This window comes from Dysgonomonas termitidis (assembly GCF_042654545.1).
GTDB lineage: Bacteria > Bacteroidota > Bacteroidia > Bacteroidales > Dysgonomonadaceae > Dysgonomonas > Dysgonomonas termitidis.
Genome location: NZ_JBHSGN010000050.1, coordinates 56,165 through 69,140, shown reverse-complemented (window position 1 = coordinate 69,140; position 12,976 = coordinate 56,165). Strand labels below are relative to the sequence as shown.

Here is a 12,976-nt window from a genome sequence, read left to right as displayed (position 1 = left end):
TGTTAACTGAAATAAGTGTTACCTTTGTTACCTTTTAACAAGTAGTAAGTTGAAAGTTATATGAGATACGAGTAGACAAGACACGAGATACAAGTTGTTGACTGATGACTGTTCACTGTTCACTGATATATCTGTTACTTTTGTTACTTTTTATATAGTGCTCTTTGTGTAAATCTTTGTGCCCCTTGTGGAAGAGTTTTAACCACTAAGTACACGAAGGGAATCACAAAGGGCACAAAGGCTAAAAAGACTGTTACTTTTGTTACCTTTTAACAAGTAGTAAATTTTAAGTAATAAGTAGTAAGTCATAAGTTGAGAAAGCTACATTACTGTTTACTGTTCACTGTTCACTGATATATCTGTTACCTTTGTTACTTTTTCAATTCAACCCAATTTTGATCTCATTACCCTTTTTTGACAAGAGGAATAATCCGGCTGCGGTCAGTAAACCATTCAGAAGAAGTATCTCATATCCCACCCTGTAGTCCAAAGTATGTAGTAAAGTATATTCTAAGGCATAACTTAACAGAGGGGCAAGAATACAGACAACAGGGACAAACCTGTCCTTTATATTTATCTTTGTAAACAGACCGAAAAAGAATAGTCCCAGCAAAGGTCCGTAAGTATATGACGCCGCTTTATAAATAGTATCCAGTATGCTCGTCTGATTTATATGGTCAATAAAGAAGATAGCCAGTAAAAATACAATACAGACAAGCAGATGCACCCTACCCCTTATCTTTTTAGCCTCTTCGGCCTCCTTCTTCTCCACATTCAGCAGATCCACACACACTGAGGTAGTAAGAGAAGTCAACGCAGAATCTGCATTGGAAAAAGACGCGGCGATAATACCGATGGTAAAACAGATCAGTACAGGCATACCTAAATATTCGGTCGCTAACATCGGTAATATCTGGTCCGGATTATCCGGAAGTGTAATCCCATATTGGGTTGCAAATGCGAGCAACAATATACCCAGCGACAGAAACAGATAATTCATAGGAATAAAGCCAAATCCGTAACTGACCATATTTTTCCGGGCATCTTTAAGGGTCTTGCATGTCAGATTTTTCTGCATCATATTCTGATCCAGACCCGTCATGACTATCACAATGAGTATTCCGCTAAAGAACTGCTTAAAAAAGTTTTGCTTCGACACCCAGTCATCAAAAACAAAGATGCGGCTATGTCTGCTACTCTGAATAGTATCAGCAACCTGCGAAATATCGAATCCTATCTTCGAAGCCACCTGCCAGATGATAAGGCCTAATGCCGCCAGCAGGCATATAGTTTGCAAGGCATCGGTCCAGACGATTGTCTTCATCCCGCTTCGGTGCGTGTAAGTCCATATCAGGGCTACAATAACGATAACCGTTACATAAAACGGAATATTCCACTGGTCGAAAACCAATGTCTGCAGGATCAATACGATTAGATATAATTTAGAGGCCGCTCCTACAATTCGCGATAATATAAAGAATGACGCCCCTGTTTTATATGAGAACAAGCCAAAACGCTGTTGCAGGTAGCCATAAATAGAAGTCAGGTTGAGTTTGTAATATAAGGGTAATAACACAAAGGCCACAATGAGATATCCGGGGAAAAAGCCTAAGACCATCTGCATGTATGTCATGTCGAATTGCCCCACCATGCCGGGAACAGAGACAAAAGTCACTCCCGAAATAGAGTCGCCCAGCATACCTATAGCAACGATATACCAGGGAGATTTTTTGTTCCCAAGGAAGAACGCGTCATTATTGCTGTCTTTTCTGCTCACAATGTGGGATATCAGCAAAAGTACCGCAAAATATACAGCTATAATAAACAGGATAGAAGCCCCCATATATCTAATTATTCCATTATATATACATTCAATGTCTTATTGGAATAAACAGGCTTTCTCTTCTCTGTCTTATCCCAGGGCCTGTCGATAACGATATAATCAAAATTGCCCTTCAGGGTATCTGTATTCACCAGCCTGAAGTTTTCAAAGTCTGTGAATATCCTGTCATATTTTGATTTACTGTAATCGTATCCCCTCAGCATCATCTCAAATTTATGGCTCTCTATATTCAGTCCGCTAAGTACATAAAAAGTTTTACCTTCTTCGATAAATTTCTCGCTTACATCGTGAAAGCCGATATTAAAACTTTCGTATTCTTCAATATTATTTTTGAAGTTATAAAACAACCCTGCCTGCAATACGAGAAGCATAACAGTAAGCCATTTTACAGGTATCTTTTCTATATATTCCGACACCGATATCCCCATCAGGAAAACAACGATAAAGCCATAGTATATAAACGTACGCGGGAAAGGGATCACCGAATGTATTGCCAACAGGACAACCGGGGCCAAACCAAAAATAATCCAAAGTTTAAGAATTTCCTTCTTTTTTTTCAACAGGGCAACTATAAACGGTATACCGATGGCAATAAAAGTGTATATGAGGTGCAGGCCATAAATCTCACTGAATGTATTCCTAAAGAAAAGAGGAAACAAGCTTAATACCCCCATACGGTCTCCCGGAGTAATGGATAACACTCCGAAACCCTGATGCAATATAATCGGCATATAGCAAAGCAGTGTCGCCAATGTTATAAATACATTGAATACAAATTGCTGCCTTATATTCCTATAGTTATAGAGCAAAATAACAAAGTTAAGGGTAACAAAGGGATAAAGATAAGATGGCACAGCATAAAATCCGAGAACACTGCATATAGAGAATATAGCCCAATCTTTATTCCGGCTGCCGTACTTTATTATATTAAATGTAGCATACAGAGATATGACAAAGAAGAAAGCTACCAAAGCATATCCCCTCGACATATAACTATAATAGATGGACATGAATAACATGGAAGAAATGGCAACAGAAAACAATGCCACTTTCCTCGAATAGTATCTTTTGACAAAAGAATAAGCAATAACCCATGTCAGAATAGAGACAACAACCGATGATATCCGTAAGCGGAATAAGATATCAAAAAACGGAATATGCTTGGTTATATGCGTTATTATAGAATGAAAGACATGGTTGTTCGGTGCCGGATAAGACGATATACAATATAAGACAGGATTATTTGTAAAATCGACATAGGTAAGTGCCTCGTCATACGATATCGGCAATACAATAGCGAAATAGATGGATGCGATAAGGGGCGGAAGCAATATCAACAACACATACCTGTCCTTCAAATCGTTCCATATACTCTTTATCGCCCTGCCGATGTACGAACAGAAAGATACCATATGAAGATAAAATAAATTTATCTTTATTATATGGTAAACACTGATAAAGATAGAGATGACCAATATAAGTAAGAAAATGATATAATTGACTCCCGACAGTGCGTTTGCTATCTGAAAAAGTTCTTTGAAAGACTGATTTTCCAGAGGAAAGAAGCCTATTTTTATAGAAACTATTGACAATAGGAATAATATGAGCAATACCGTTATCAATATAAGGAAAGTATGTAAAGTTTTTCTCATTTAAAAATTTCATTAACTGAATGAATTATCCCTTAAGGTCAGACAAAAAATCTGCATCCTTATTTTGGGCGCAAAGATACGTTTTTTCAAAAGATTGCCATCTTTTCCTTTAGAACATTTACGTTAAACTGACAAAAAGTCCGGTCGAATTGTTAAAATTGCAATAAAGATTTTCGTCTCGGTTAAAAGTGTTAAAAAATAGAGTTACCCCACACTAAGTGTACACTTTTTGTGTTTACATTTGAAATAAAAATAAAGTGAATTAATAAACAATTTAAACGATACTTGCATATGAAAAAATTTTGGAAGAATATTTCAACCTATGTTGTGGTTGCATTAGTGAGTATAGGAGCTACATATGGCATGTATAGCTTCATGGACTACAAAAGAGGATACAGCGCTGCTGATACTTATAATTACGGAACCGAATTTGATCAGAAAGGCATACATCTGGCAAGCCTGACTGCTGACGGCTATCCTGATTTTACAAAAGCTGCAGAAAATTCTATTCATGCAGTAGTACACATCAAGTCTACAGTGAAGGCTCAGGCTTCACAAGGTCAGGGACGCCAACGGATGATCGACCCATTCGAATATTTCTTCGGATTCGGTGACCGTGGGGAACAGGGTTACGGACAACCTCAGCCAAGCGTAGGCTTCGGATCGGGTGTTATAATCTCTGCCGACGGGTTTATAATCACTAATAATCACGTTATCGATAAAGCCGACGAGATAGAAGTTACTTTGAACGACAACAGTAAATATACGGCAAAACTGGTAGGAACAGACCCTGTGACCGATATAGCACTACTGAAGATCGAAGGCAAAGAGTTTCCATATATCCCATTCGGGAACTCCGACAATCTGAAAGTTGGGGAGTGGGTATTGGCAGTAGGAAATCCATTCAACCTGACATCTACCGTTACAGCCGGAATTGTTAGTGCCAAAGGCCGTGGCAACATAAGTGGAGGGAGCCGCAACGGCGTAGATATGAGTATCCAGTCGTATATACAAACCGACGCAGCCATCAACAGGGGTAACAGCGGTGGAGCATTAGTCAACACCAATGGTGAACTGATAGGCATCAATACTGCTATCTACTCTCAGACCGGTGACTTTTCCGGATATGGATTTGCCGTACCTATTTCGATTGCCGGAAAAGTAGTGGCCGACATCAAAGAATACGGTGCCGTCCAACGTGCTGTTCTTGGCGTACAGATAGGCGAAGTTGCTGCGGCAAAAGAAGCTGATCCTGAAAAAACAAAGAACCTGAAAATAAACGAAGGTGCTTATGTTGGGGGATTTGCAGATATGAGCCCTGCCAAACAGGCCGGAATAGAAGAAGGTGATGTTATCACAGCAGTGAACGGCGTGAAGGTAAAAACAGTAAGCGAATTACAGGAACAAGTAAACAGGTTCCGTCCGGGAGACAAAGTTAAAGTAGATATAGTACGCGGAGCTTCAACCAAGACATTCGATGTAACCCTCAAAAACAGTGCCGGCAGCACTTCGGTTGTAAAGAAAGAAGACGGCATAGCCATCGTAGGGGCGGCATTCAAAGATCTTACTGCCGAAAGGAAGAAAGCTTTGGGTGTTAGCTACGGCGTAGAAGTGGCCGGTGTAGATAGTAGCGGCAAATTCCATAAAGAAGGTATTGCCAAAGGATTTATCATACAGAAAATCAACAATCAACCAGTATCTTCGGCCAGCGAAGTGGAACGCATTATCACCACAACAGCCAACAGCCAGGATAAGGCGCTATTCATAACCGGAATAACTGCTAACGGATCAAGGAAATATTACGCTGTCGACTTAAGCGAGTAATATTAACTTAACAAATATCAAATAACGCTTAAGTAAAAACTAAACATCTTACTTAAGCGTTATTTATTTTGTATATAACTTAGATATAAACTTTAAGTAAGTAAGCAAAAACAACAATTGAGTATTATTAACTAAAGCTATCTGACATTCGGCCCAAACAGATAGCCATATATAGCATTATTTTTACTATATTTGCAAACATTTTTGGGACATTTTAACATATATATTTATATATGAGGCAGTTAAAGATTACGAAGTCAATTACAAATCGTGAGAGTGCATCTCTGGATAAGTATTTGCAAGAAATTGGTCGTGAAGACCTGATTACAGTCGAGGAAGAAGTAGAGTTGGCTCAAGCCATAAAAAAAGGTGACAGGGCCGCACTCGAAAAACTCACAAGGGCTAACCTTAGATTTGTTGTATCTGTTGCAAAACAATACCAAAATCAAGGGTTAAGCTTACCCGACTTAATCAACGAGGGAAATCTGGGACTTATCAAAGCTGCAGAAAAATTCGACGAAACCAGAGGGTTTAAATTTATCAGTTACGCAGTATGGTGGATTCGCCAATCTATATTGCAGGCATTAGCAGAACAATCGCGTATCGTACGCCTTCCTCTCAATCAGGTGGGTTCGCTGAACAAAATCAGCAAGGCTTTCTCCAAATTCGAGCAGGAAAACGAACGCAAACCGTCAGCAGAAGAACTTGCCGAGCAATTGGACATACCGGTTGATAAAATCGCCGATTCGCTGAAAGTTTCAGGACGACACATTTCTATGGACGCACCTTTTGTCGAAGGTGAGGACAACAGCTTGTTGGATGTACTTGTAAATGACGACGCCCCAATTGCTGACCGTATGTTGATAAACGAATCGCTTCAACAAGAAATCGAGCGTGCATTATCAACATTGACAGAAAGAGAAAGTGAAATTATCAAAATGTTCTTCGGTATCGGATATCAGGAAATGACCCTGGAAGAAATTGGTGATAAATTCCAACTCACACGGGAACGTGTACGTCAAATCAAGGAAAAAGCGATCAAGCGCCTGCGTCAGAATTCACGAAGCAAATTATTAAAAAGCTACTTAGGTTAAAAAGGTTCTTAACCGAAAGTTCAATGGATAAGGAGAGCAAGGAAACTTACTCTCTTTTATTTTGTCTTATTTGCAGTTTTATCTGAATCCGTGATAATTACGGGCGTAATTATAGTCAATAGTACCCTGTTCTATCTGGATAACAATAGCTTCTATTGATGCATCCTTATCATTAGGGTCATACCTCGTTTTCAGGCTATTACCAAAAAGCCCCGCAAAAGCGTTATATACTCCCGCCTTGAAACTGCCGACAAGAGCTTTTACAATATTGTAAGAAGGAGTATTGCATTCACGGTCGATAAGCTTTACCAATATTTTACCCTGATTCTTGGTCATCTTTTTCATCTTAGGCTTATACTCGTCCATCATGTACTTTTGCACATCTTCCAGATATTTTTGCTTAGCCTTTTCAGTAGGTAAGGTCTCCATATATTCATAAGTCTCAACGATGGAGTATGCTATTGTTTTGGCATAAGGATATGCTATCTTTACATCCCGTACCAATTTAGAGTATTCCTGCCTTTCCTTATTATTTTTAAATTTGATCTGTCCAAAAATATAAACAGGCTTCAACTGAACCACGGCAATGGTATCACCTTCATATATAGCGGCTATATCTATATACGTCTTGGGCTTCTCTTCCTGGGACTTAACCGATACAGAAAGAAACAGAAGTAAACATAGTACAGAGAAAACCCTTTTCATATTTCAGTTAATAAAAACATTCAAATATACAAGAAAAATAAACAGAGATATCAATTTTAGAATAAATTAAGGGCGCAGGCGAATTATTTCCCTCCAGAATATAACAGAAGGCAGATCATTACCGTTTTTTTCATCATATGTATGGTATATCAATTTTTCAAAGAACGAGGAGCCTGTATAAAAGTCATACGCTCACAACTATAGATAAAGATTCTCTGAAAAAGTGCATATAAACAATCCTGATATGCAGAATAATTATAAGTTAATCAAAAACCCTGTAGTTTAGAGAAAGTTCTCACCCATTTCAGGTAATATGCAGAAAGAATACTTTTCGGGTAAATGGCTTCGATCTCCTCCGTCACCCTCTTTTGCAGATTCTCGAGACGCGCCTGACGATATGACCTTCTGTTATCATAAAAGTCTTTGTGTGCGCGGATAACCTCTTTGGCATTGGCATATTTTCCGGTAATAGCAAATTGAACAGCCGCTATATAATCAAGAATGAGACGGGCTACCATCACTCTCTTCAACTTTTCCTGCGGCAGGTTCTTATAGAGCATAATCAGATTGTTACGAAAGTTGAGAAAAGTCTTGCGCGGACTTTCTTTCTTCAATGTAGCAGCACCTACGTGGTAAACAACCGATGAGGGCAGGCATACAATCCGTTTTCCACGGCAATTCAAACGCCAGCAAAGATCTATTTCTTCCATATGAGCGAAAAACGAAGCATCAAAGCCTCCTGCCTCAAAAAAATCTTTAGAGCGGATAAACAAACAGGCACCTGTAGCCCAAAGCACGTCAACAGGCTCATCATATTGCCCCTTATCTTCCTCCACATGCATAAAGATACGCCCACGGCAAAAAGGATAACCGTATTTATCGAGAAATCCCCCCGATGCCCCTGCATATTCGAAGTACGCTTTATTTCTCTGGGCAAGAATTTTGGGTTGGGCCGCAACGATATCTTTATTATTATCCAAATGATTTATTATCGGCAACAGCCAGCCTTCAGTTACTTCTACATCCGAATTGAGCAGGACATAGTATTCGGCATTCACCTCCTGTAAAGCCTTGTTATATCCACCGGCGAAGCCGTAATTCCCGGGCAAGACTATCCGGGTAATCTGAGGATATACAGATTGAAGAAATGCAATAGAACCGTCTGTAGAACCATTATCAGCCACCATGAGCTCCACATCGGCATATGTAGTATATTGTACCACGGAAGGCAGGAATTGCTCTAAAAGCGCCCTGCCGTTCCAGTTAAGAATAACAACTGCTACTTTATTCATTTTTGTTGCTGCATTGCTTCCACTTCTTCACGTGTACGTTTCCAACGCTTATGAGTCCAGAGCCAGTAAGCCGGATTGCGAAGGATGGTCTTTTCCATAGCCCTGATATATGTCTCTGTAATATTATTTTCCGGTTCTTCCCTAGGATCATCTGTAATCAGACGAACGGTAGCCTTATAATGCCCTCTCTTTATTTTCTCCATATCCAGATAAACAACCGCAAAACCGGTTTGCTTTGCAATACGCTCCACTCCTGTAAATACAGGGGTTTCCTGATTTAGAAAAGGAGTCCAGTAGTGAATATTCCGCCATGCAGGTGTTTGATCTGCCATAAAACCGATCAAGATCTGTTTTCCTTCGTTCCTGAGTTTTACAATAACCCGGAATGTATCTTGTTTGGCAATAGCCAGAGATCCGAAGCGACTACGTATTTTGAGAAACAAATCATCCATCGCTTTATTTTTCAATGTCTTATAAATCTCACCCAGGATTTTACCTTCTTGCCTAAAGACCAGATTTATAGATGTGACCCATTCCCAGTTGCAATAATGTCCAAGATACATCAAAACAGAATTTCCATCTTTCATCAACTCTTTTATTTGCTCCACATTCTCAAACTGCATCCGCGCTTGCATTTCTTCATCAGATATATGCAGCATCTTCAATGTTTCAACAAAATAATCACAAAAGTGATGATAGAACTCCTGCTCTATGGCCAATCTTTCCTGTTTTGTTTTCTCCGGAAAACTGGCTTCCAGATTGAGCCTGACTACCTTCAAGCGATAACCGGCTATTTTATAGACGAAAAAATAAAGCATGTCGGATAATATATACAATACCCTGAATGGCAGAAGGGCATGTAAATACATCCATATATATAGTATATAATATAACAGTCTGTTCATTCCTTAATTTTCTACCAGTGCTGTTTTTACTTTATTAAAGTCCCCTAAGGTAACTATTTTTATTTCATTTGCCTTACCCGCCTGATACGGCGTCTCTATTTTCACATAATTCTCGGTAAATCCATACATCATATTATCATGTTGTGCATGCTCAAACAACACCTTACGCTGTGTGCCCTGCTGCGACTGGTAAAACGCTTCCAGTTTATTATCCGATAGATCCAGCAAAACCTTGCATCGGGCATGTTTTGTCCTGGGGTCTACCTCGTGCTCTATCTTCAAGGCTTGTGTATTCGGGCGTTCAGAATATGTAAAAACATGTAGCTGAGAAAAATCAAGACCTTCCAGAAACCGTCTGGTTTCTTCGAAATATTCATCCGTTTCTCCCCTTGTACCTACAATTACATCCACCCCGATAAATGCATCGGGCATAATCTCTTTAATTTTTTCCACTTTGTGACGAAACAGTGCTGTATCATACCGGCGGCGCATCAATTTCAATACAGCATCGGAGCCTGATTGCAGCGGAATATGGAAATGTGGCGCAAAACGCTTCGATTTTGACACAAAATCTATAATTTCATCCGTCAGCAAATTAGGTTCAATAGAAGATATACGATAACGCTCAATGCCATCCACCTCATCTAACGCTTTAACCAGGTCGAAAAACGTTTCTCCGGTCGTACGTCCGAAATCACCGATATTCACCCCCGTAAGCACAATTTCTTTTCCTCCTTTTGCCGCCACTTCCTGAGCCTGTTTTACCATACTCTCAATTGTACCATTACGGCTACGCCCACGGGCAAAAGGTATGGTACAGAAAGAACAGAAATAATCACAGCCATCCTGCACTTTCAGAAAATAGCGGGTACGGTCGTCCTGCGAGCAGGAAGGTACAAAAGATTTTATTTTATTCGTTTTCGACGTATGGACTACTCCTTTATCTTTCTTCTTCAATTCATCCAGATAAGCAACTACGTCAAGCTTCTGTTCAGAACCCAACACGATATCGACGCCCTCGATCCCGGCTATATCTTCAGGCTTGAGCTGAGCATAACAGCCCGTCACGATCACATATGCCCCGGGATTCTCTTTAATTAATTTCCGAACGGCCTGACGGCATTTTTTATCTGCAAATTCAGTAACCGAACAGGTATTTATTACACATATCTCCGCTGTTTCCCCCTCTCTTGCCCGACGGACACCAACCTGCGAAAGCTGTTTCCCGATGGCCGAGGTCTCGGCAAAGTTCAATTTACATCCTAATGTGAGATAGGCTGCCTTTTTATTTTCAAATATCGAATTATCTATCATTGTATTTAGCTTTTAGCTGACAAGTTTCCATTGTCAACTCCAGTATTGTATATCTAAAAAACCATAAAAATCTTATATAAACAAGGTAACAGGTTCAAATTACGAGCTACCTGTATGTTAACTATCAACCTGCCAAAACCTTCATTAAATTAACCTTCTTTTGCAATATATAGTTAAAAGGTAACAAAAGTAACAGAAATCGATGCACTGATTAACTAATAATATGCCGGTGTGCCAATGGCAGGAAGCGACTTTACAGAAAACAGTGAACAGTCATCAGTTAACAACTCGTATCTTGTATCTCGTATCTTGTCTACTCGTATCTTGTAACTGCCCGAAGGGCGAAGTAACTCGTAACTATATCAAAAAGTAACAAAAGTAACACGAAATACAGACTTTATATTATTACTTTTTCCAACTTTCAAAGAACCATAAATTAAACATCCGAAAATATCAGGCTGTTTACCATACAGATAAAATTCCGGGAAAATCATACATCCATCTGGCATTAAACCATATAGCGCCAAATTCGAATGAACCCGCATTTTAAAAGAGTACAAAATTACAACAATTGTCGCAATTTTAGCGATAAAATACTTGTAGAATATAAGGAGACTATTTATTTTTGCACAAATTCACCTAAAATGAGCAATTTTCATGATTAAAGAAAACCTGATCGATTTATATGCCAACAGCTTCAAAAATAACTGGGAACTGAAAGGATTATCCGATTACTCGGAACAAAAAACACTGTATTATAAGGACCTAGCCTGCGAAATAGCCCGTATACACATTATTTTGGAAGAAGCTCAGATAAAAAAAGGTGATAAGATAGCCCTTATCGGCAAAAACAATATACCATGGTGTGTAACCTATCTGGCTGTGATTACCTACGGGGGCGTCATAGTACCTATATTACAGGATTTTCATGCCGACAGTGTACAGCATATCATAAATCACTCCGAAGCCGTACTTTTATTTTCCAGCAGTCAGATTTGGGATTCCCTGGACGAAGATTATCTGCCTAAAGTAAGAGGCGTCTTCTCCGTAAATGACAATAAGTACAAATGCCTGCATGAACAAAAAGGAGAGAAGCTATCTTTTATTGTCGACTCATTGGACGAAAAGATGAAAAAAAGATATCCCGACGGATATAAAAAGGATAACATCAACTATACCAAAGTAGATAATTCGGAACTTGTGCTCATTAATTACACCTCAGGAACAACCGGGTTCAGCAAAGGCGTTATGCTTTCGGCCAACAATCTGGCCGGTAATATTACACATGCCCATTACCTGAAGCTCTTGTTCAGAGGACAAAATATTGTATCGTTCCTACCGTTGGCACATGCCTATGGCTGTGCGTTTGAGTTTCTTTATTCCCTAACCGAAGGTTCGCACACGACCTTATTGGGAAAAGCACCTTCACCGAAGATACTGGCAGAAGCCTTTGCCGAGATAAAGCCTCATCTGATTATTTCCGTACCATTAGTTATAGAAAAAATATACAAGAAATCCATACTCCCTAAAATAGAAAAGCCCGCCATTAAAATGGCCCTGAAAATACCAATTGTAAGAGACCAGATATATTCAAAAATACGAAAAGGCATGATGGAAGGACTGGGTGGCAACTTCCATGAGGTTATTATCGGCGGTGCCGCTTTAAACAAAGAAGTGGAAGCTTTTCTGCACAAAATAAAATTCCCGTTTACTGTAGGTTATGGAATGACCGAATGCGCGCCCCTTATTTCATACGACCATAACTACGATTTCATCCCGACATCATGCGGTAAGATATTGGATAATATAATGGAAGTCAGAATAGACTCTGACGATCCGTACAATACCGTAGGCGAAATTCAGGTCAGAGGTGAGAATGTAATGATGGGATATTATAAAAATGAAGAGGCAACCAAAGCTACATTTACCGAAGACGGATGGCTGCGGACAGGCGACCTGGGGACAATAGACAGCAACAACAGGATATTTATCAGAGGACGCAGCAAAACAATGTTGTTAGGCCCAAGCGGACAAAACATATTCCCGGAAGAGATAGAAGCCCGTTTAAACAATATGCCGTTTGTACTTGAAAGCCTTGTAGTTGAGCGGAACGGAAAGCTGGTCGCATTAACTCACCCCGACTACGAAACAATGGATGCCGCACACGTTGAGCAGGAAATGCTTCCGGCTATCATGGAAGAAAACAGGCAAAACCTGAATAAACAGCTGGCAAGCTATGAAAACATAACGGCAATACAGATATACCCGAGTGAGTTTGAGAAAACTCCTAAAAAAAGCATAAAAAGATATCTCTATGAAAACTAAACAGTTATTTCCGGCGAACATA

At 39.6% G+C, this 12,976-nt stretch carries 9 protein-coding genes; 3 read left to right on the top strand and 6 right to left on the bottom strand.

The genetic code is table 11. The features are described 5' to 3' along the window. Nucleotides 1-379: 379 nt before the first annotated feature. Nucleotides 380-1,843 carry a sodium:solute symporter gene (locus tag ACFO6W_RS05960; protein WP_379994471.1) on the bottom strand — a complete coding sequence of 488 codons (1,464 nt, stop codon included), beginning with the start codon at nt 1,841-1,843 and terminating at the stop codon, nt 380-382. A gap of 8 nt (nt 1,844-1,851) precedes the next feature. Beyond that, nucleotides 1,852-3,495 (bottom strand): hypothetical protein, encoded by a 1,644-nt coding sequence (locus ACFO6W_RS05955; RefSeq protein WP_379994469.1) that lies wholly within the window; start codon nt 3,493-3,495, stop codon nt 1,852-1,854. A gap of 291 nt (nt 3,496-3,786) precedes the next feature. Between ACFO6W_RS05955 and ACFO6W_RS05950 the strand changes: the two genes are divergently transcribed. Together ACFO6W_RS05950 and ACFO6W_RS05945 are read left to right on the top strand one after the other, a co-directional pair. Next, nucleotides 3,787-5,319, top strand: coding sequence for a Do family serine endopeptidase (locus ACFO6W_RS05950; protein ID WP_379994468.1), 1,533 nt, complete (start codon nt 3,787-3,789; stop codon nt 5,317-5,319). Between the two features lie 233 nt (nt 5,320-5,552). Further along, the gene (locus tag ACFO6W_RS05945) at nt 5,553-6,413 is read left to right on the top strand and encodes a sigma-70 family RNA polymerase sigma factor (RefSeq protein ID WP_379994466.1); all 861 of its coding nucleotides are present in this window, start codon (nt 5,553-5,555) and stop codon (nt 6,411-6,413) included. 78 nt (nt 6,414-6,491) lie between these two features. On the opposite strand, the gene ACFO6W_RS05940 is transcribed toward ACFO6W_RS05945, so the two are convergent. The 4 genes from ACFO6W_RS05940 to mtaB all read right to left on the bottom strand — a co-directional run bounded on the left by ACFO6W_RS05940 (nt 6,492) and on the right by mtaB (nt 10,629). After that, nucleotides 6,492-7,118 carry a DUF4294 domain-containing protein gene (locus ACFO6W_RS05940; RefSeq protein WP_379994465.1) on the bottom strand — a complete coding sequence of 209 codons (627 nt, stop codon included), beginning with the start codon at nt 7,116-7,118 and terminating at the stop codon, nt 6,492-6,494. A 266-nt stretch (nt 7,119-7,384) separates the two neighbouring features. Then, on the bottom strand, nt 7,385-8,410 hold the full coding sequence (locus ACFO6W_RS05935) for a glycosyltransferase family 2 protein (protein WP_379994464.1): 1,026 nt from the start codon (nt 8,408-8,410) through the stop codon (nt 7,385-7,387). Beyond that, nucleotides 8,407-9,315, bottom strand: a complete 909-nt coding sequence (locus ACFO6W_RS05930; protein ID WP_379994463.1) for a lysophospholipid acyltransferase family protein — start codon at nt 9,313-9,315, stop codon at nt 8,407-8,409. The genes ACFO6W_RS05935 and ACFO6W_RS05930 overlap by 4 nt, the downstream gene beginning before the upstream one ends. Nucleotides 9,316-9,318: 3 nt before the next feature. Continuing rightward, on the bottom strand, nt 9,319-10,629 hold the full coding sequence (mtaB, locus tag ACFO6W_RS05925) for a tRNA (N(6)-L-threonylcarbamoyladenosine(37)-C(2))-methylthiotransferase MtaB (protein WP_379994462.1): 1,311 nt from the start codon (nt 10,627-10,629) through the stop codon (nt 9,319-9,321). Between the two features lie 657 nt (nt 10,630-11,286). Here mtaB and ACFO6W_RS05920 point away from each other — a divergent pair. Beyond that, complete coding sequence (locus ACFO6W_RS05920; protein ID WP_379994461.1) at nt 11,287-12,954, top strand: AMP-binding protein; 1,668 nt, start codon at nt 11,287-11,289, stop codon at nt 12,952-12,954. Nucleotides 12,955-12,976 lie beyond the last annotated feature (22 nt).